Source organism: Kordiimonas aquimaris (assembly GCF_025574485.1).
GTDB classification, from domain to species: domain Bacteria; phylum Pseudomonadota; class Alphaproteobacteria; order Sphingomonadales; family Kordiimonadaceae; genus Kordiimonas; species Kordiimonas aquimaris.
Window position 1 is genome coordinate 90,417 of the sequence record NZ_JAOBPO010000007.1, and the last position, 18,940, is coordinate 109,356.

The following is an 18,940-nucleotide window of genomic DNA, read 5'->3' on the forward strand; positions in this document are numbered from 1 at the left end:
AAACGGCGCGTTACGCGCCGTTTTTTATGGGCCATAGAAACAGCTAAACTAATATTAGTGTTTTGGAATCGCCTTTAGTTGATAAAGGCCGTTTTCAAGCGTTCCGAACAAGGCTGTTACATCAGGATGATCTATTGGTTCATCTGTATCATCAGGTATCAGGTTTTGTTGAGAAACATAGGCTTCGTAGCTTGCTTCTTCGTTCTCGGCAAACAAATGATAGAATGGCTGCTCTTTTTCAGGGCGAATTTCCGCAGGGATGGACTCAAGCCATTCCTCTGAATTAGCAAATTCAGGATCTACATCAAAAATCACGCCGCGAAATGGAAAATACCGGTGTCGTACGACTTGTCCGATATTAAAAAGCGGTGATTTGGAAACTATTGGTGCTGATACCACGGTTTTTATTCTCCTAGTTCAGCTGTGAGATAGGCATCATTGTCGTTTTTGTCAATTCTTACGAATGTCAATTGTATGTATATGAAATGCAGTTGCGTACATCTAATTGAGTGTATTTTTTTGTTTGTATGAAACGCATTTAATTTAAGTGTCTGTTTTTACTGGACTCATTAATAAGCATTGTCTCGAAAATGTCATGATTAAGTCATCAATCTGTTGTGTATAATGCATATTAAAGAGCTGAAAAGTATATTTACGGAATAAAAAATGACAGAAACAATTAATCAAGATGGTCTGGCGAGGCTTATAAATTTTCAATTAATACGACTCAATCATACCAACCGCATAGATGCGGCTCATTTTATTAAAGGTATGATTGGCGCATATGATCTGAGCGGCGAAATTATAAATAAAAGCCTAGATACATACTTCAGCGATGCAGCAAGCGAAAAACTCAAACATTAAGCTTGTTTCTCAAAATACTGTATGAGTGACGAGCTTAGTGCTCAGGCTCAAGAAGCTTGTGCAGATGTACAACAACATATTTTGTCATTGCATCGTCAACATTGGCCTGACTTACGCTGCGCCACGCATTTTCTGCTTCTTTGTAGCTGCCAAAGACACCAACAATGTCAACTTTTGATAAGTCGCGAAACTCAAGTGATTGTGGGTCATTTACTTGTCCGCCAAAAACGAGATGAAGAAGTTGCTTGTCCGCCATGAGAATGTTTCCTATTCAATAGTGGTGTTTGTTTCTTCTTGTATCAGCTAAATGTTAACAACTGAGCAAGCGGCGCCTATGTATCAAACTGGTCATAAAAGACCACCTTTTTTTGTTAGGACATATTTAAATGGTTTCTTCCGGCAATTTTTTAATCTCAATCATTGGCCGCGATAATGTAGGTATTGTGTCCGGTGTGTCAGGGTATCTATTTGATATTGGTGCAAATCTTGCCGATGGATCGTATGCGGTTCTTGGTGAAGGTTTCGAGTTTTCGTGTATCGCATCGTTCCATGAAAAGATTGATTTAACTGAAGTTCAAAGTGGATTAAATGCTCTGGAAACTTTGGAAGATGCAAGAATCACGATTACGCCATTTTCTTTTGGCGCTGCACGGGGGTTATCTGCAGAGATTTCTCATGTTGTGGAAATCACTGGTGGTGATCGTCCGGGGTTGATTGCACGAATGAGTGAAGTGCTAGTCGAATATGACGCAAATATTGTGCGGATGAGCAGTAAGCGTTTGATTGACGAGGAAGGGGAGGCTCATTACAGCACACGTTTTGCAATAAACGCTGACCAGAGTCGGTTTGAGGCTTTGTCTGCAGCCTTAGTGAATACGGCAGGCAGTTTGCGCCTGGAATGCAATATTGAGGTTGTTCAAAGTAAAAAATAAGGGCGCTGAGCACCCTTATTTTATTTATACTGCAGTTACATGTCTTAGCTTCGGATAGATTGCTCTTTCAACCATTCGATCAAGCCTGATAAGCCAACGCTTTTAACTTTTGCACCAAAAACATCCCTATTGGTAATCATTAAGTTGATACCTTCGAACTCCAAATTTACAATTTGAAATTTGCCGTCTTTTTTTCGAACGCGCCAGTCAGCGAGAATAGGCTGGCCTTGCTCACGTTGTACTTCTGTCCGTACAAAGATATGACCGTTGCGCCCAGACGCAGGTTTGGTACCAATAACACTCAATTGTTCAAAACCAACTTGCTGCATGCGTTTATCAAATTCAGCGACAACATAGTCGCTCATCGCGTCCATATAAGCAGCACGTTCATCTCGGCTAGCTGATGCGAAGTGGCGACCAAGCATACCCCGGGCAATGAGGTTTATGTCAGTTGCATTTTCAAAAATAGCACGAAACGCTGCGTACCGTTCTTCTTCGTTCAGTTTGCTGTCACTCCAAACTGCTATTGTTTCTGCAGCAAGTGTTTCAATAAACTCTATGGCGCCGCGTGTGTCATCAACAGCAGCATCCTGAGCTGACACGGGCGTTATCGTTGCCCATATGGTTCCAATAAAGGCAATTAACAGTGAAAGTCTCAGTTTCATAGTGTCCTCGTTTCATATGATCGTAGTTTTAAACTACTCTGTGGCAACTGTAGCTTCACGCAAATAAGCCATCAGATCTTTTCTGTCTTGTTCTTTTTTTAGGCCAGCGAAAGCCATTTTGTTGCCAGGTAAAAAGGATCTAGGCTGAACAAGCCATTCATTTAGGTTTTGCTCAGTCCATATAAAGTCAGCTTCTTTAAGCACTTGTGAGTATCGCGTAAAACCTTCAGCAGAACCTGCTTGCCGGCCAAATATAGAATCCAGATTCGGGCCAATTCGTGTGCGCGCTGTGGCTGTTAGGTTATGGCATGCCCGGCAACGGTTAAAAAGGCGCTTACCTTTTACTGCATCACCTTCAGCAGAAATACTGGTATCGTCAGGATTAGCTGTTGCTGAAATTGAAGGAAGGAAAGTTGCAGTCATTACCATTAAGGCGGTTATGACAGTTTCTTTATTCAAAATTCTCATTAGGTATGTTCCAATTATTTGTCGTTTCGCAAACTCTTATACCCGAAATATGGCACAAAATATGGCGTTTGTTGCCTGAACGAGTGCTGAACACATTAGGCATCGTTTTTAATCAATCAATGCGTACGACGGAAGGTCGCACGCATTGATACATTTTAATGTTTACCCAAGCTTTTATATAAGCTCAAATAATCTTAGTCTTTAGCAACATATGGTTTTATTTCGCCGGATTTAATGCGGGCAAAATAATCATCCATCATTGCGCGCACTTCTTTTCTCATCAGATATAGCCCCAGTATATTTGGGAAACCTATAGCAAGGAGCAGGGCGTCTGCCATTCCCATAACGGGTGCAAGGGACATAGCTGAGCCAACAAAAAGAGCAATCAAATATGTCATCTTGAAGCCAAGGTCGGCAGCTCTGTTGTTGCCAAAGAGCCATAAGAATGAACGCTGACCGTAGTAAAACCAGGTAAGTGACGTTGAAAATGCGAACATCACAACTGCGATAGTCAACACATACGGGAACCAGTCAATCACTGTTGCAAACGCCTTGGACGTTAGCGAGATACCCGCAAGGGTACTTGTGTCACTGCCGTCAACTGAGCCTGTAAGAATGATTACAAGCGCCGTAATTGTACAAATTAATACTGTATCAATAAATGGCTCCAGCAGAGCAACCAAGCCTTCAGAAACGGGTTCTTTTGTTTTAGCTGCTGCGTGTGCAATTGATGCAGAACCAAGGCCAGCCTCGTTCGAGAAGGTTGCGCGGCGCAAGCCTTGTACGAGAACGCCGATAATACCACCGGTGATACCTTCGCCTGTAAAAGCACCAGAAATAATTTGGCCAAATGCCCATGGAATTTCTGTGACATGACCAAAAATTACAACAAATGATGCTGTAATATATATAACGGCCATAATAGGTACGAGGAACTCAGTGACGTGGGTAATTTGGCGAATACCACCAATAATTACCATGCCAACTACAGCAGCGTAAACTAATCCAAATAACCACGGACGACCATATAGGAAGCTATCACTTCCACCAGTTAAGGCCGCTACTTCATTGGTAAATTGAATTGAAGATTGGTTGACCTGAAATAACGCGCCAGCACCGAATGCACCACCAATAACGAACACTGCTGCTATTACGGCAAGTACCTTACCCAAGTTAGGCATACCTTGATTGGCAAGGCCTTGGCTCAAATAATACATTGGGCCACCAGAAACGACACCGTTTTCATCAATTTGACGGTATTTAACACCAAGCGTACATTCAACGAATTTTGACGTCATGCCAAAAAAGCCAGCCATGATCATCCAGAAAGTCGCACCGGGACCACCAATTGAAATAGCGATAGCAACACCTGCGATATTACCAAGGCCAACGGTGCCCGATACTGCAGCCGTTAACGCCTGAAAGTGTGTGACTTCGCCGGGATCATCTGGGTCGTCATATGTTCCGCGTACAATCTTGAGCGACTGTTTAAAGCCGCGAAGGTTAGGAAACCCCATATAGAAACTGAAGAAAATGCCGCCACCAAGTAACCAGATGACAATAATAGGTATGCCAGGTGCCTCGCTTACTAACCAATCCATTGGAATGGTAACAAAAATGACTGTGTCAATAAAAGCAGCTACTGGAGCCATGAAATTATTTACTGCATCAACAACTGTTGTGCCGCCATCTTGTGCAAAAGCTGATTGTGTGATCAGTGCTAATGCCGCGCATGCCAGCGCAATAAATGCCGAAAGGCGTTTCATTCAGTCTCCCCCTTCAAGGTAATTTAGTCTTTTTGTGTGATTACAAGCGTAAATACTGTTGTTGTAGCAATCACTGTTTTCAAAGTTGGCGAATGCTAGCCGGAATGACCGCTAGGCTCAACGGAAAGATGAAGCAACTCAAAAAACAGTGAAGTTTCTGTGTTTTTTTAATATTTTTCTAAACTTTATTCCTAGTTAGCTACTTGTATCAGTGCTTTGCCAATAAAACTTTAGAGAACCTTTAACTGCCAATTAACTTGTTTGACTTAACGTTCCTAAATCGTTTCGAAGGATACTTAGCAGTATATCCGAAATGTCAGGCATTAATTATATAATGGGGTAGCGACCTTGTCAGAGACATCCAGACTTTCAAGCGCAGATGTAGCAAAGCTGTTGCAGGATCCGAATAGTGATAACCGAGCATTAGCAGCCCGTAAAGTTGCTGCTACGTTTGAAGGTAAAGAGCTTTCCAAGAGTGAACGTGCCATAGCGGAAGATATTTTTCGTGCTATGTTAAGTGATGCAGCTGAACGGGTGCGTCATGCATTGTCTGATAGTCTCAAGGATAACCCACTTGTACCGCATGATATTGCAGCAACTCTTGCTAAAGATGTTGAAGCTGTTGCCATGCCGATGATCGAAAGTTCAACGGTCTTGACCGATGAAGATCTCATCGAAATTGTTCGCACGCGCAACTCGGAAGTTCAGGAAGCTGTTGCTGGCCGCGCAAGCGTGTCTGAGGAATTGGCAGGCGCACTAGTAGAAACCAACAATGAACATGTTGTAGCAAAATTAGTGACGAATAACGGCGCAAGTATCAATGAGGCAACATATGAACAGGTGCTTGATAAATTTGCTGATAGTGACGCCATTAAAGACCCAATGGCTAAACGCAATGACTTGCCTGTTGGTGTTTCAGAGCGTTTGGTAACTATGGTTTCCGAGCAACTTCGCGACCATATTATGACACACAATCGTATCTCACCGGCGACAGCTAGTGACTTGTTACTGGAAAGCCGGGAAAAAGCGACTGTGTCTCTAGTAGAAGGCGGCAGCCAGCGCACTATTCAGGAATTGGTTGATCAGCTTGATGCAAATGGTCGTTTGACTCCAACTCTTATGCTGAGAGCACTATGCATGGGGGACACAACCTTTTTTGAAGTTGCCTTGGCTAAGCGAGTGAAAATTCCTGTTTTGAATGCTTATAAATTGGTGCACGATGGCGGTGACCTGGGATTAAAGCGATTGTTTGATGCTGCAAATATGCCTGATCAATTTCTGGGAATGGCGCGTGCTGCACTTGAGGTTTCAGAAGAAATGGCAATGACAGGCGGTGATGATCGTGAAGTTTACAAAAAACTAATGATTGAGCGTGTTCTTACACGTGTTGAAGATGACATCGATACAGAAAACCTTGACTATCTTATAGGTAAACTTGGTTCAGCTTCATCAGCTCAAGCGGCTGCTCTATAAATTGCCTAATTTGATCTAAGCGGTAGCCATAATGCAATTTCTGGCCACAAGAGAACAGCAATCAAGCCAAGTAATTGCAATGCCACAAATGGAATAATGCCGCGGTATATATCGCGAAGCTCTACCAGTTCACCTGCGGCACCTTTCATGTAAAAAAGTGCAAAGCCAAAGGGTGGTGTCAAGAAACTGGTTTGTAAATTGACAGCCATTAAAATAGCAAACCATGTAGTTGTCATGCCTGCCGCAGGAAGATGATCACCAAAATCTAGCGCCGCTATTACGGGTGCGAATACTGGCAATATAATCAGTGTGATTTCGATCCAATCAAAGAAAAAACCCAAGATAAAGATAGTTATCATCAGCACAGCGAGAACTGTCCATGCTCCAGTACCTGTAGCTTCAATCATATGCAAAATTGAATCATGACCACCGAGCAATGCAAACACGTATGAAAAAGCTGTCGCCCCTACAAATAGGCCAAACAACATAGTGGTAGTAAGTGCAGACCGCTCAACAACATCTTTTAGTGTTTTAAAACTTAATTGCTTGCGTACAAGTGCCAGAATAAGTGCACCGAATGCACCAACACCACTAGCTTCTGTTGGCGTTGCAAAACCGCCAAAAATTGAACCTAAAACCATAATAATCAGCAAAATTGGCGGCACGAAACTGCGTATTATCATGCCAGCAGAAAGTGGTTCTGTAATTTCGTTCTTCATTAATGGTGGTGCCAAGTCTGGATTGATGAATGCGCGTATCAATATATAGCTAAAATATAAACCGGCGAGCATCAGGCTCGGGACAATCGCTGCCAGAAACAATCCGCCTGCTGATGTCCCTAAAAGGTCTGCCATGACCACGAGCATAATAGATGGCGGCAAGAGAATACCAAGTGTACCTGATGCAGCGATAGTGCCAGTGGCAAGCGGTCGATCGTAGCCGCGTTCAATCATGATGGGCAAGGCCATCAAGGTCATCATAACCACACTAGCGCCGATGATACCTGTTGTAGCAGCAAGAATGACACCCAGCGTGGTCACAGATAGCGCTAAGCCACCCGGAATGCGTCGTGTCATAAGCTGCAACGTAGAGAGTAAATCTCTGGCGATACCGCTTTTTTCAAGCATAGTGCCCATAAATATGAACATTGGTATCGCAACAAGTACTTGTTTGCTAACTACCCCGCCAAAAATGCGGCTCACCACAAGAAAAAAGCTGTTTGGGTTTTCATAGCCTAAAACAACAGCAATTGCCCAAAACCCTAAACCAACACCGCCTAGAACAAACGCAACAGGAAACCCGGTGAATAATAGTGGGATCAAGACTACAAACATAAGAAAAGGTAATAGTTCGATTACTTCAGTCATTAATTATGTCTCAACAGTATTGGCTAAAGTAATGGAGGCCTTACGTGTTTTATCGCCAGAAAAGCCTGTATGGGGTGCAAGTGACGCAGACCCGAACAGAAAAACGATTGCTTTAAGTGCTTTCGAAAAGGCAGAGCACGCAAGGAGCAAGAAGCCGACAGGAATAGCCGCTTTAATAAGCCACCGATTTGTTAAGCCTGTAGGTGAGGGTGAAGCTTCATTATAAGCGAGGCTGTATTCAACATAATCAAAACCAAACCAAACGATAGTTGCGATGTAAGGTAGTAAAAATACCATACATCCCAAAAGTTCTATGATCGCACGTGTGCGTGGGTTCCATTTTTCGCTAAAGAGTTCGATACGGACGTGGCCGTTGGCGCTATATGTCCAACCTAGGCATAGTAAGAAGAGTGCACCGTGTAGATGCCATTCCATTTCCTGCAGTTTTGTTGAACCAATGACAAACCAATGTCTTAGAGTGACATCGAGCATGATAACAATGACCAATGCAATAAGAAACCATGCTGCCAACTTGCCTGCGCGTACGGCCATACCGTCAATAAAGTCTGCAATTTTAAGTATATGCTGCATCAGTTATTTTTAAGGTAACCGCGATCGGCCCACCCTTTATATTTAGCACGAAAAGCCTGAAGCGATTGCCATACACGTTTAAAGTTTGGGTCTTGGTTTTGCATGTCGTTGGCCACTTTGTTCCAGGCCGCTTCAAGGCCGGCTAGAACTTCCGGTGACCATGTATGAATTTGAACACCATGTTCAACAAGACGTTCCAATGCATCAGGCTGCAAAGCTTCGCCTTCTGAGATAGCATGGCGTATATTAGCTGAACACGCTGTTTCAATTAGCAATTGCTGATTCTCGGTTAAACTGTTCCACGCATCAAGGTTGATCATCAACTCGAAGAAAGTCGACTGCTGATGCCAGCCTGGCATATAATAATGTTTGGCAACTTCGTAAAAGCCCATACGCTCATCAACAGCCGGCATTGCAAATTCTGTGGCATCAATAGTACCAAGCTCAAGAGCCTGATATATCTCGCCACCAGCAATTAATTGTGGTGCCGCGCCTATCTCTTCCAAAACTTTGGCGCCAAGACCAAAGAAGCGAATCTTTAAACCTTTAAAGTCATCAAGCGTATTGATTTCACGCTTGAACCATCCTGATGCCTCAGGCGGCGTTAAGCCGCAAACAATGCTGTGAATATTATGCGTATGATATATCTCTTCAAACATTTCTTTGCCGCCGCCGAAATCAAACCATGCTAGGTACTCGGGGGCAGAAGGGCCGAAGGGCATTGATGCAAAAAGTTGGAGCGCGAGCTCTTTTCCCGCCCAGTACCCTGGTGTTGACCATCCAGCTTCCACTGCGCCGTAACTAACAGCATCAAATGTTTCAAACGGCGGCGCAAGTACACCAGGCTCAAAGAATTTTAATTCTATTGCTCCATTTGAAATTTTGTTTAGTTCAGTCGAAATACGTTTGCCGGATGTTCCAATCTGTAACAGTGTTGACGGATAAGTGCTGGTCATTCGCCACTTAACGGGCGCTTCATTAGTTGAAAGTGCATCTGAGTTTGTGTCAGCGCTATTGTCAGGGCTGCAACTGCTGATAACCATTGCTGCGCATGCAGCAATATAATGACGAAACATAAAAACCTCTATAACACAATTGGTTAGTTGAATTTCTTAAGAGATTGACCAAGCAGAATATATAGTTTGCCCATATCAGATGAAATAAGCGTAATCGAAAGTGCGCTTCCACGATCTCCAATTTGGGCGCGCTCCATCATACCTTCAAAATCACGACAGTAACGTGCGACACTTTCTCTGAATTCGCTATCTGTTTTAAATTTATCAGCAATGGCCTTGCGCGTTGTGCGATCACCAATTTTTAGCGTGCGACGCATGAAGACCGATTTATCGCCTTCAAGGTAATCTTCCCATATTGTGTCAGGCATATCGTGCGATAATGCTTTGTTAATATCGATAGATACAGACTGCAGGCTTTCCATTAGTAATTTTGAAGTGCGCGCAAATTCGTTACGTGTGGCAGATGTGATGCGTTTTTCAATTTCCGTAGTTTTCTCAATAAAGTGTTGAGCTTGCTCTGCAATTTTGGACGATTCATTGCCTAGGCGACTAGCGAGAAAGGCACTTTCTTTTTCTGCTTTTTCAGCAGTGTTTTGATAATCCTCAAGTACACGGTTAAGTGTGGCTTGCATTTGTTCTTGCAAATAAGTGATACGCTCGTTTGCCTGGTCACTGATTGCTGTCATGCTTGCCGTCAGCTCTGCGCCAGTTTCATCAACAGAGCGACGCATATCATTTTGAGCACGTTCTGTTTGATCCATCAAAGCCTGACTTGCAGAGTCGAGGCGGGTTGCCGCATCTGTCGATGTTTCCGCGAAGCGTGCAATCTGTGCATCCATGCGTTCCGTTGAGCGATCAAGGTTCTGAATAACTTCGCCAGCTTCTTGAGCAATACGCTCGCGTTCCCCGGCAAATGCTTCGGCTGCCCGACCAAGTTTTTGGCTGGTGTCCTGTAGTTGACTATCAAGTTCTTCAGAACTTTTTGATAGCTTGCTCGCTTGTGTTTCAAGTGTTTGAGCTGCGAGTTCGGATTTTTGATCAATATCGGTAACATTGCTTGCTAATGCTGATGCTTTCTCAGAAAGATGGCTTTCTACAGTTGTTGCCTGCTCCTGAAGGCTGTGGCTTTGTGCTGTAAACCTTTCGGCTGCCTCAATAACCTTATGTGCTGCGTCGTCAGAAGCTGCATGCAAAGCATCGCGTTGACGTGTTAGATCATCCTCAAGGCGTGATAACTTCATCCTCGTGTCGTTAAGGAGATCAGAGAGCAAGCCGCTTTGCTCTCCCATTTTCGCTTGGACTCCTTCGATGTCAGCACTTGTTTTCTGTGATTGTTCGGATAAATTACCCGTGGTTTCAGCTATTTGTTCCGCAGCGTTTGTTAAATCCTTGGCAACGTTTTCGCCTTTAACAGCCATTTCATTCATTTGATCTTCAACACTTGCACGCAACTGACGGATATGCTGCAAGGTCCGTTCCGCTGTTGCTTCTGCTTCATCAGCAGCAGCACTGCTATGGCTTGTGATTGCTTCCATCGTTGAAGATAAAGCACGTTTCGCGCGATCAAGGCCGTCTTCAAGAACCATATCCACTTGTTTGGCGTGCTCTAGCACCTGTTTGCCTGTTTCTTCTGTTGTTTTAATCGTTTGTGCATGAACTTGTGCGCTTGCTTCAAGGGCAGAGGTACTATGTTCTTCCAGTGACAAACCTGCTTCTTCCAGCATAGCTCTAGCGTTCTTTACTGTATTGATGACTTGTTCAGACATGAAGGTTGCGCGCTCTGAGAATACTTTAGACACATTGTTAGTGCTCTCTAGTGCTTCAGTAGCTGCTGTTCGAACCTCGCCGACATGACTGCGCAGTGTCGCTTCTATTTTTTCAGATTCTTTTGCGGCCAGCTCCGCTAGTTCTTTCAGTACAGAACCCTGGGTGTGCATATGCTCTGATAACTCGGCTGAGCGACCTTCCAGTCCTTCAACATCATGGCGGAATTTCTCCATGCCGCCCAGAACTTTGTCTGTTACGGTTTGTAGGCGAAGCTCGACCTCTACGGCAATCTCCTGAACCTCGTTAACGCGTCCGCTGACATGGTCACCGGCGCGATCAAGGCGCGTTTCGAAATCTTCAGTTGCTTTACCAAAGGCATCAAGGCTTGTGTTAACGCGGTCGCGTGCATGGTCAGCTGTCGCTGCAGCTGATGTTCCCGCACCTTCGACACGGTCATGAATGCTTTGCACAAGCGTTTCAAGGTTTTCCATGCGCGTTTCGACATCTTTGGTTAACACTTCAATTGAGTCTTTTTCGCGCGCCAGTAACTCTCTAATGCTAACTGTGCGCGCTTCCGTGTCTGCAGTTGCGGAAAAAAGGTCACTGATTTGAGATTGAAAGCGGTTTTCCAGATTACTTAGGCGATCAGATGCCAAATCTGCAACAGCATCAATATTTGTAAGTTCTTTAGTCAGTGTCTTATTAAGCTGGGCTAAGCGTTCTTCTGCAATTTCTACTGGAGCAACTGCTTTATGCAGGTTCTGCGCAATGGCCAGACGTCGTTCCAACAACGGGTCTGTTCGCTGAAAAGCAAGCGCCACTAACCAAAATATTGCAATAGGGGTGCTGTAGCCGGCAACAATGCTGGCAAGCTCAATGATTGTCAGTGAGGTAAATTCTGTAGACAGTAAAAAGTAAATGGATGCAGCGGTCCATATGGTTGACGCTGTACCGGCCAGTATAACAGGGAGCAGTCGACGTTTGTTACGTGACCGTTGTCGTACAGTTTGTTGCTGATTTTCGGTTTCAATTGTCTGATTATCAGTTTTGTCGACGTCCTGACTAACGTCAGTAAAATTTGTATCCACTCTGGACATCATGCTCCCCGTTCCTGCCCATGATCAATTTCACAGTTTCACTTTAGCTTTCCAGCGTCAATACCTGCGTTGCCTGAACGATCATATTCAGCAGTATTAAACGAGAGTTGTGGCAAAAAAATGAGCGTCGGCTATGATGCATATTATATACCGCATATAAAGCTGACAGGAAAAGGTAATGTCAGACAGTATAGATAAAAGCCTCTCAGTTGCTAAGAGGCGATTAAAAACACCACGACCTACAAATGTGCAGCGCATATATTTGATGCGCGGCCTGCAGCAACCTGGCGGTAAATTGCCATTGTTTGATGTTGATGGTCAGCGATATAAAGCGCAGACGATTCAGTCGTGTATTAAGAATGGTTGGTGTGAACACTGGTTTAGGAATCCAGCTAAACCAGATTGGCTAGTATGTAAATTAACGGAACAAGGCCGGAAAGCCTTAAAATCCAAGTAATGATTCACTCCGATGTTGTTATTCTAGATCAGGAACACCTGTTTTCATACACAAGTGGCGATGAAGACCTTCAAAAACGTATTTTAGAGTTATTTATAGAAAATGCCCCTAGTTACTTGGCAACGCTTTCCAGACCCAATAATGAGAATTGGCGTTCTGATGCACACAAACTCAAAGGGACTGCACGTGCGATTGGGGCTAAACGTTTAGCTGAAATTGCTGAGAAGGCTGAAAAGCTTGGTGTAAAGCAAGTTTCTAATGCTGACCAGCGGACCATGCTACTTCTTTTGCACCAAGTTCTTGATGAGACAATTAATTTTATAAAAGCTGCTTATTTTCCTAATAGAGTTTTGTAATAATTAACTTTTGATATGTAACGTCCATTTTGAGACTGGGTTATGACACCAAGGGTTTGTGTGAATGTCTGATTATGATTTTGATAGGGTTAATGTATTACTGGCGGAAGATAGTCCGTTTATACGTTCGCTCTTGGTCAATTCTTTGAAAGTTCTAGGCGTTGGAAATGTTTTTGCTGTTGAACATGGCGGCGACGCGATTCATTTTTTACAAAGAGTAAAGAACGAGCCCATGCGTGTTGGTGTTCAGCAGATTGATATTGTTATTTCAAACTGGGATATGCATCCAATTGACGGCATGATGTTCTTGCGCTGGGTCCGCAGACATAAGGATAGCCCAGATCGGTTTGTGCCATTTATGTTTATCACAAGTTACACTGAGCCAGAACGTGTTCTGCAAGCGCGCGAAATGGGTGTGACTGACATGTTGGCAAAGCCTTTCACGATCAAACACATTGGTGAGAAGCTGATTAGTATAATCGAGCGCCCACGACAGTTTGTGCATACAAAAGATTTCTTTGGACCGGACCGAAGACGGCAAAAATTAGACTTTGGGGGGCCTGAAAGGCGCATACTAAACGATAAAAGCGAGGGTGTGGAGATTATTCGTGGATAAGAATAAACCAGTAATCGTAAGGTTTTATCGCTTTAAAAACCGGCTGAAAGAAAAAACAGCGGGCCTGGCACCTGGCAACACGTCTATTTCTAAGGAAGCAATGGAAGCAGCTCAGCAAGCGCTTTCAAAAATGTCAGAAGATTACCCTGATTGGGTTTCTAGTTTGATAGTTAAGCTTCAAGAACAACACAGTCGCTGTGTTGATACACCAGAAAAAAGGCACGAATTATTCGAAGAAATTAATCGTATCGCGCACGACATGAAGGGGCAGGGCGGCACATTTGGGTACCCGCTCATCACGGCTTTTTCTGACTCGTTATATGGTTTTACCGTCAAACGCCCCGGAGAGATAACGGATAATCAGATTGAGTTAGTTAAATCACACCTTGATGCAATGCGGGCTGTCATTCGCGGGCGTGTAGCGGGTGACGGTGGCGAAATGGGTGAAAAATTAAGTGAAAGCCTCAACGAAGCCATTGCTAAGTATGATGATAGCTAACGAACATACCTCAACATCTATTGCACAGCTTGGTAGTTAAGAAGCTTTCTTAATATTACAGACCTTCGCTTTTAAAAATGCTGTCAAGTATGATGGTGTGTAATTCAAAATTCATGAATACTTGCTAAAAGACTGTGCATTCCATTAGTGTTGGACGGCGAGTCAAGATTTCGCAGCATTTAATATCTTGCATGGTAATACATAGGATCATCAATGAAAATATCTCGTAGACAATTTGCTATTGGAGCCGGCAGCGTAGCATTTATGGGCTTGGCAAAAAATGCCAATGCGCTTGAGGTTTATGGCAAACAACCAATGAGTATTGGATATGGTGACTTGAGGACGGACAAGAATGGATTGCTTGATTTGCCCGAAGGATTCTCTTACCGCGTTATTTCGTCTCTAGGGGATCACATGGATGACGGATTACTGGTTCCTGATAGGGCCGATGGGATGGGCTGTTTTAAGCTTGATAGTGATCACGTAGCCCTTGTTCGTAATCACGAACTTCCTTCAGACCGGCATGATCTTGGCCCGTTTCCAGCTAAGCAATCGTCGGATATATTGACCTTCGACAAAGATGATGAAGGGAGGCCTTTGCCAGGGGGAACGTCTACGATCGTCTACAACATGGTAACCGGCGAGCGTGTTCGGGAGCACATGAGCTTGTTGGGTACAATACGTAACTGTTCTGGCGGCATTACTCCATGGGGTAGCTGGTTGACATGTGAAGAGAATGTATCTCGCGCCGGTGAAATGGTCGGGAAAGATCATGGGTGGGTATTTGAAGTGCCAGCCAATGAGACAGGCTTGGTTGACCCTGTTCCACTAAAAGCGTTAGGTCGATTTAATCATGAGGCAGCTGCAATTGATCCAAGAACAGGTATTGTTTATTTAACTGAAGATCGAAACGATAGCTTGTTTTATCGCTTCTTACCCAATGTAAACGGTGACTTGAGTAAAGGTGGCCGTTTGCAAGCCATGGCTTTTGTTGAAGATACAGTTTCCAGTGATACTCGCAATTGGGAAACTGTTGGTTTTGAATTAGGTAACTGGCGTAATGTCCGCTGGATTGATTTAGACAACACGGATAGCCCAGAAGATGACTTGCGGTTGCGGGGGCATGCTGACGGTGCGGCCATTTTTGCGCGCGGAGAAGGAATACACTGGGGCGATAGTGAATTATATTTCACATGCACTTCTGGCGGCGCGGCTGAGCTTGGCCAAATCATGCGTTATGTGCCATCCGCACATGAAGGACTCGCTGAAGAAGCGCAAACTCCCGGGAAACTTCAACTGTTTCTTGAATCAGATGACCCGAAAAACTTCAATTACGGTGACAACCTTACCGTTGCTCCAAATGGCCACCTAATTGTTTGCGAGGATCAATATACGGAGGTTGTCGATAATCATTTAAGGGGAGTAACTCCTGACGGAGAAGTGTATCCGTTCGCAAGGCTGAGGGTTCAAACTGAACCTGCGGGTGCATGCTTCTCACCGGACGGGGCTACTCTTTTTGTTAATGTATATAGCCCAGCAATGACGCTTGCGATTACTGGTCCATGGGACAATCTGAAGTAAGTTTTGAGCTTGTGCTTAGGTTTTTCACAATCTGTCAGTCAAGAATGGGCGCTTAATGCTGTGTCGCCATAGGCGGAAAACTAAAGTAGATGCTTACTTATATGAAGTTAACGTCGCAGTTCTTTCATAGCGCTATCAATACCTGATAGAGACAGTGAGTACATCTTATCTTGCATCAATGTTTTCATGATTTGAATTGATTGGCTGTAACGCCAATGTTCTTCAGGTATTGGGTTTAACCACACTGATTTTTGATAAATATTACCAAGGCGCTTCATCCAGACTTCGCCTGATTCTTCATTCCAATGCTCAACTGACCCGCCAGGATAAGTTATTTCATAAGGGCTCATTGATGCATCACCAATGAAAATGACTTTATAGTCATGAGGGTAGGTGTGCAAAACATCCATTGTCGACATTGTTTCGTTGTGGCGGCGGCTATTGTCTTTCCAGACGCGCTCATAAAGGCAGTTGTGGAAGTAGAAAAACTCTAAATGTTTAAATTCACTGCGAGCAGCAGAAAACAGTTCTTCGCAGACTTTGATGTGCGGGTCCATAGAACCGCCAACATCGAAGAATAGAAGCAGTTTTACAGCGTTATGGCGTTCAGGAACCATTTTAATATCAAGAAAGCCGTTATGTGCGGTTGAGTGGATCGTGCCATCAAGGTCAAGCTCTGTTGCTTCGCCTTCACGTGCAAATTGTCGTAGTTTTCTCAAGGCTACTTTGATGTTACGGGTGCCAAGCTCAATGCTGTCATCAAGATTTTTAAACTCGCGTTTATCCCAAACCTTGATTGCGCGGCCATGGCGGCCTTTGTCTTGCCCAATTCGGACACCCTCGGGGTTGTAACCATATGCCCCAAAAGGGCTTTTACCAGCAGTGCCAATCCATTTATTGCCACCTTGATGGCGTTTTTCTTGTTCTTCGAGGCGCTTTTTCAGCGTCTCCATAATCTCGTCCCAATCACCTAAAGATTTGATCTCATCCATTTCTTCTTTACTGAGATATAGTTCAGCCAGCTTTTCAAGCCATTCTTTTGGTATCTCATGTGCTTCGTCATCAGCTATAAACTCAATACCCTCAAACACCTTACCGAAGATACGATCAAATCTATCTAGTTTGCTTTCATCTTTAACGAAAATAGATCGGGACAGAAAATAGAAATCGTCAACGCTATAGTTCGCGCATCCTGCTTCCATTGCTTCCATCAAGGTCATATATTCCTTGATACTAACGGGTAGCCCGCCGTCTTTAAGTTCATAGAAGAAATTAATGAACATTGGGGTACTCTATGTTGTTTTTCTGCGGTTCATGAATGCTAACCGTTCAAATAAGTGAACATCTTGTTCGTTTTTCAAAAGAGCGCCATGGAGAGGCGGTATGAGACTCGAAGGATCTTTTGATTTTAAAACTTCTTCAGGTAGTTCTTCAGCCATAAGTAGTTTTAGCCAATCAAGTAATTCGCTAGTTGATGGTTTTTTCTTAAGGCCTGGTACTTCGCGAATTTCGAAGAATATGTTAAGCGCTTCTTTAACCAAATTTTTATCGATATCAGGAAAATGAACATCGATAATATGCTTCATTGTTTCGGGTTCAGGAAACTTAATGAAGTGGAAGAAACATCGACGCAAGAAAGCATCTGGAAGCTCTTTTTCGTTGTTTGATGTAATAATGACGATTGGACGGTTAACGGCTTTAATCGTTTCACCGGTTTCATAAACATGAAATTCCATGCGGTCCAATTCAAGTAGCAGATCATTTGGGAATTCAATATCGGCTTTGTCTATTTCGTCGATCAATAGCACTGGCGTTTTATCACTTGTGAAGGCATCCCACAGTTTACCGCGTTTGATGTAATTCCTAATGTCTTTTACTTTTTCATCGCCTAGCTGACTATCCCTAAGGCGAGAAACGGCGTCATATTCATAGAGACCTTGCTGCGCTTTTGTTGTGGACTTAATGTGCCACTCGATAAGCTCTACGCCGAAAGAGTTAGCCACTTCTTGCGCAAGAACGGTTTTTCCTGTTCCAGGCTCACCTTTAATGAGAAGAGGGCGGCGCAGAGTAGCTGCTGCGTTTACTGCCACTTTAAGGTCATCTGTTGCTACGTAATTATCAGTACCCGCAAATTTCATGGGGACCATCTCCTGAAGTCAAAAAATATATAGGCAAGACGTAGCGCAAGACAGTTGATTGTCCACACATTTTTTAAAACAATTATATGCTTTTACTACAAACAGAAAAAGCCCGCTGCGCTCTTGTGTAGGAGACATAGCAAGGTCAGTAAAATCATCTTGAGTTAATTAGGCCTCAAGTAATTTAGCAATTACAGTCGTCTATACTTCATCGTCTACTAATAGCCCTTCAACATTCCTGAATGATGCTAAAAATTCAAAAATGCTTTCAGGCGGAAATTGACGAACAACTTCACCAGATTCATTATCAACATTTGAGTATATGAAGCGCCCGGTTTCCTCATCCTTTTCAATGCGCAAGCGCGTATTTGGCGTTTGCTCAATTTCAGGGATTAATTCTTCCAACGCTTCAGCAGCTCTAACCAATGGGTCACCTTCTGTTAACCTTAAGAAGGTACCATTAGTTTCTTCTGGTGGTTCGAAAGAAGCTTGCCTTGTCTGTGGTGCAGTCAAAGTTCCAGCATCGCCAGAATTGTTAGATTCTGAACGTTGCACAGAGGCGCTTCTTATAGGGACGACCTGTGTATTGCTATTTGTGTTTCCAATTTCAGTCATGCTCCGCTCCGGACGAAATTCGCCCTTTCAATCACATGTGCCAATTTTCTTTGTTACTATTGGCTGTTGCAAGATAAGCTCTGCAAACTCTTCATTTATTTAAAGCTGGGCGAGCTTGTTAATAAAGTAAGCTCGCCCAGTTCTATTTTATCGGAAGAGTCCAAGAACTGCCGATGGTGCCTGGTTTGCAATCGACAAGGCTTGTAGGCCAAGCTGTTGTCGTACCTGCAACGACTGCAGATCTGCACTTGCTTGTGCAAGGTCGGCGTCTACAAGGTTACCAATACCAACTTCGATTGAGTCAGACAGTTGCGTTACAAACGTTTGCTGTAGCTCAAGTCGGTTTGAACCTGAACCCAATGCAGACAGTGAGGTGTTAACGTTTGCAATTGACGCATCAATCGCCGTTACCGCTGCTGCAGCTTCTGTTTGTGTGTTAATGTCCTGAGTAGCAGTAATTGTTACGTTACCGCCACCAAGTGACAGATCTTGCGCACCGACTGTAATGGTGTTTGTACCACTATCATTGGTAATCGCTACAATCGCATCACCACCAGTGTTCACAACGTTAGTGCCGTTAAATTCGGCGTTCTGAACGATTGAAGTAATTTGATCACGCAGCTGCGTAAAATCATTGTTGAGTGCATTACGGCTGGCAGTATCAAGACCGGA

At 43.8% G+C, this 18,940-nt stretch carries 21 protein-coding genes; 8 read left to right on the forward strand and 13 right to left on the reverse strand.

Features of this window, described 5'->3' with window-relative positions:
- Window positions 1-54: 54 nt before the first annotated feature.
- The gene (gene hspQ, locus OEU88_RS16945) at window positions 55-384 is read right to left on the reverse strand and encodes a heat shock protein HspQ (RefSeq protein WP_394805289.1); all 330 of its coding nucleotides are present in this window, start codon (window positions 382-384) and stop codon (window positions 55-57) included.
- Between the two features lie 282 nt (window positions 385-666).
- Between hspQ and OEU88_RS16950 the strand changes: the two genes are divergently transcribed.
- Window positions 667-864, forward strand: a complete 198-nt coding sequence (locus OEU88_RS16950; RefSeq protein WP_262696401.1) for a hypothetical protein — start codon at window positions 667-669, stop codon at window positions 862-864.
- Between the two features lie 34 nt (window positions 865-898).
- On the opposite strand, the gene OEU88_RS16955 is transcribed toward OEU88_RS16950, so the two are convergent.
- A complete protein-coding gene (locus tag OEU88_RS16955; RefSeq protein WP_262696402.1) occupies window positions 899-1,120 on the reverse strand; it encodes a DUF4170 domain-containing protein in 222 nt (73 codons plus the stop codon).
- 130 nt (window positions 1,121-1,250) lie between these two features.
- Here OEU88_RS16955 and OEU88_RS16960 point away from each other — a divergent pair, with 130 nt between their 5' ends.
- The gene (locus OEU88_RS16960) at window positions 1,251-1,796 is read left to right on the forward strand and encodes a glycine cleavage system protein R (protein WP_262696403.1); all 546 of its coding nucleotides are present in this window, start codon (window positions 1,251-1,253) and stop codon (window positions 1,794-1,796) included.
- Between the two features lie 44 nt (window positions 1,797-1,840).
- Here the strand turns inward: OEU88_RS16960 and OEU88_RS16965 are convergent, their stop codons facing one another.
- The 3 genes from OEU88_RS16965 to OEU88_RS16975 all read right to left on the reverse strand — a co-directional run bounded on the left by OEU88_RS16965 (window position 1,841) and on the right by OEU88_RS16975 (window position 4,695).
- Complete coding sequence (locus tag OEU88_RS16965) at window positions 1,841-2,461, reverse strand: MlaC/ttg2D family ABC transporter substrate-binding protein (protein WP_262696404.1); 621 nt, start codon at window positions 2,459-2,461, stop codon at window positions 1,841-1,843.
- Between the two features lie 33 nt (window positions 2,462-2,494).
- Window positions 2,495-2,929, reverse strand: a complete 435-nt coding sequence (locus OEU88_RS16970; protein ID WP_262696405.1) for a c-type cytochrome — start codon at window positions 2,927-2,929, stop codon at window positions 2,495-2,497.
- Window positions 2,930-3,123: 194 nt separating this feature from the next.
- Window positions 3,124-4,695 carry an alanine/glycine:cation symporter family protein gene (locus tag OEU88_RS16975; protein WP_262696406.1) on the reverse strand — a complete coding sequence of 524 codons (1,572 nt, stop codon included), beginning with the start codon at window positions 4,693-4,695 and terminating at the stop codon, window positions 3,124-3,126.
- Between the two features lie 348 nt (window positions 4,696-5,043).
- Here OEU88_RS16975 and OEU88_RS16980 point away from each other — a divergent pair, with 348 nt between their 5' ends.
- Entirely contained in the window at window positions 5,044-6,168 is a 1,125-nt protein-coding gene (locus OEU88_RS16980) for a DUF2336 domain-containing protein (protein ID WP_262696407.1), read from the forward strand.
- A gap of 5 nt (window positions 6,169-6,173) precedes the next feature.
- Here OEU88_RS16980 and OEU88_RS16985 read toward each other — a convergent pair whose 3' ends face one another.
- The 4 genes from OEU88_RS16985 to OEU88_RS17000 are packed head-to-tail and all read right to left on the reverse strand — an operon-like array spanning window position 6,174 to window position 12,009.
- Entirely contained in the window at window positions 6,174-7,535 is a 1,362-nt protein-coding gene (locus tag OEU88_RS16985; protein WP_262696408.1) for a TRAP transporter large permease, read from the reverse strand.
- A gap of 3 nt (window positions 7,536-7,538) precedes the next feature.
- Window positions 7,539-8,126 (reverse strand): TRAP transporter small permease subunit, encoded by a 588-nt coding sequence (locus OEU88_RS16990; protein ID WP_262696409.1) that lies wholly within the window; start codon window positions 8,124-8,126, stop codon window positions 7,539-7,541.
- On the reverse strand, window positions 8,126-9,202 hold the full coding sequence (locus tag OEU88_RS16995) for a TRAP transporter substrate-binding protein (RefSeq protein ID WP_262696410.1): 1,077 nt from the start codon (window positions 9,200-9,202) through the stop codon (window positions 8,126-8,128). The genes OEU88_RS16990 and OEU88_RS16995 overlap by 1 nt, the downstream gene beginning before the upstream one ends.
- Window positions 9,203-9,225: 23 nt before the next feature.
- A complete protein-coding gene (locus OEU88_RS17000) occupies window positions 9,226-12,009 on the reverse strand; it encodes a coiled-coil domain-containing protein (RefSeq protein ID WP_262696411.1) in 2,784 nt (927 codons plus the stop codon).
- 175 nt (window positions 12,010-12,184) lie between these two features.
- On the opposite strand from OEU88_RS17000, the gene OEU88_RS17005 reads away from it, so the two are divergent.
- From OEU88_RS17005 to OEU88_RS17025, 5 genes are all read left to right on the forward strand, one after another.
- The gene (locus tag OEU88_RS17005; RefSeq protein WP_262696412.1) at window positions 12,185-12,463 is read left to right on the forward strand and encodes a hypothetical protein; all 279 of its coding nucleotides are present in this window, start codon (window positions 12,185-12,187) and stop codon (window positions 12,461-12,463) included.
- The gene (locus tag OEU88_RS17010) at window positions 12,463-12,819 is read left to right on the forward strand and encodes an Hpt domain-containing protein (protein ID WP_262696413.1); all 357 of its coding nucleotides are present in this window, start codon (window positions 12,463-12,465) and stop codon (window positions 12,817-12,819) included. Before OEU88_RS17005 ends, OEU88_RS17010 begins: the two co-directional genes overlap by 1 nt.
- Window positions 12,820-12,883: 64 nt before the next feature.
- Entirely contained in the window at window positions 12,884-13,435 is a 552-nt protein-coding gene (locus OEU88_RS17015) for a response regulator (RefSeq protein WP_262696414.1), read from the forward strand.
- Window positions 13,428-13,934, forward strand: a complete 507-nt coding sequence (locus OEU88_RS17020) for a hypothetical protein (protein WP_262696415.1) — start codon at window positions 13,428-13,430, stop codon at window positions 13,932-13,934. The genes OEU88_RS17015 and OEU88_RS17020 overlap by 8 nt, the downstream gene beginning before the upstream one ends.
- A gap of 213 nt (window positions 13,935-14,147) precedes the next feature.
- On the forward strand, window positions 14,148-15,515 hold the full coding sequence (locus OEU88_RS17025) for an alkaline phosphatase PhoX (RefSeq protein WP_262696416.1): 1,368 nt from the start codon (window positions 14,148-14,150) through the stop codon (window positions 15,513-15,515).
- Between the two features lie 107 nt (window positions 15,516-15,622).
- On the opposite strand, the gene OEU88_RS17030 is transcribed toward OEU88_RS17025, so the two are convergent.
- From OEU88_RS17030 to OEU88_RS17045, 4 genes are all read right to left on the reverse strand, one after another.
- On the reverse strand, window positions 15,623-16,798 hold the full coding sequence (locus tag OEU88_RS17030) for a vWA domain-containing protein (protein ID WP_262696417.1): 1,176 nt from the start codon (window positions 16,796-16,798) through the stop codon (window positions 15,623-15,625).
- Between the two features lie 9 nt (window positions 16,799-16,807).
- On the reverse strand, window positions 16,808-17,653 hold the full coding sequence (locus OEU88_RS17035; protein ID WP_262696418.1) for an AAA family ATPase: 846 nt from the start codon (window positions 17,651-17,653) through the stop codon (window positions 16,808-16,810).
- 201 nt (window positions 17,654-17,854) lie between these two features.
- Window positions 17,855-18,208, reverse strand: a complete 354-nt coding sequence (locus tag OEU88_RS17040; protein WP_262696419.1) for a flagellar protein FlaG — start codon at window positions 18,206-18,208, stop codon at window positions 17,855-17,857.
- 207 nt (window positions 18,209-18,415) lie between these two features.
- Window positions 18,416-18,940, reverse strand: a 525-nt coding sequence (locus tag OEU88_RS17045; RefSeq protein WP_262696420.1) for a flagellin, incomplete at its 5' end; no start/stop codon positions are given.

Coding starts and splice junctions, on each gene's coding strand:
- OEU88_RS16950 (WP_262696401.1), top strand. CDS start 667: ATGACAGAAACAATTAATCAAGATGGTCTGGCGAGGCTTATAAATTTT.
- OEU88_RS16955 (WP_262696402.1), bottom strand. CDS start 1,120: ATGGCGGACAAGCAACTTCTTCATCTCGTTTTTGGCGGACAAGTAAAT.
- OEU88_RS16960 (WP_262696403.1), top strand. CDS start 1,251: ATGGTTTCTTCCGGCAATTTTTTAATCTCAATCATTGGCCGCGATAAT.
- OEU88_RS16965 (WP_262696404.1), bottom strand. CDS start 2,461: ATGAAACTGAGACTTTCACTGTTAATTGCCTTTATTGGAACCATATGG.
- OEU88_RS16970 (WP_262696405.1), bottom strand. CDS start 2,929: ATGAGAATTTTGAATAAAGAAACTGTCATAACCGCCTTAATGGTAATG.
- OEU88_RS16975 (WP_262696406.1), bottom strand. CDS start 4,695: ATGAAACGCCTTTCGGCATTTATTGCGCTGGCATGCGCGGCATTAGCA.
- OEU88_RS16985 (WP_262696408.1), bottom strand. CDS start 7,535: ATGACTGAAGTAATCGAACTATTACCTTTTCTTATGTTTGTAGTCTTG.
- OEU88_RS16990 (WP_262696409.1), bottom strand. CDS start 8,126: ATGCAGCATATACTTAAAATTGCAGACTTTATTGACGGTATGGCCGTA.
- OEU88_RS16995 (WP_262696410.1), bottom strand. CDS start 9,202: ATGTTTCGTCATTATATTGCTGCATGCGCAGCAATGGTTATCAGCAGT.
- OEU88_RS17000 (WP_262696411.1), bottom strand. CDS start 12,009: ATGATGTCCAGAGTGGATACAAATTTTACTGACGTTAGTCAGGACGTC.
- OEU88_RS17005 (WP_262696412.1), top strand. CDS start 12,185: ATGTCAGACAGTATAGATAAAAGCCTCTCAGTTGCTAAGAGGCGATTA.
- OEU88_RS17010 (WP_262696413.1), top strand. CDS start 12,463: ATGATTCACTCCGATGTTGTTATTCTAGATCAGGAACACCTGTTTTCA.
- OEU88_RS17015 (WP_262696414.1), top strand. CDS start 12,884: ATGTCTGATTATGATTTTGATAGGGTTAATGTATTACTGGCGGAAGAT.
- OEU88_RS17025 (WP_262696416.1), top strand. CDS start 14,148: ATGAAAATATCTCGTAGACAATTTGCTATTGGAGCCGGCAGCGTAGCA.
- OEU88_RS17030 (WP_262696417.1), bottom strand. CDS start 16,798: ATGTTCATTAATTTCTTCTATGAACTTAAAGACGGCGGGCTACCCGTT.
- OEU88_RS17035 (WP_262696418.1), bottom strand. CDS start 17,653: ATGAAATTTGCGGGTACTGATAATTACGTAGCAACAGATGACCTTAAA.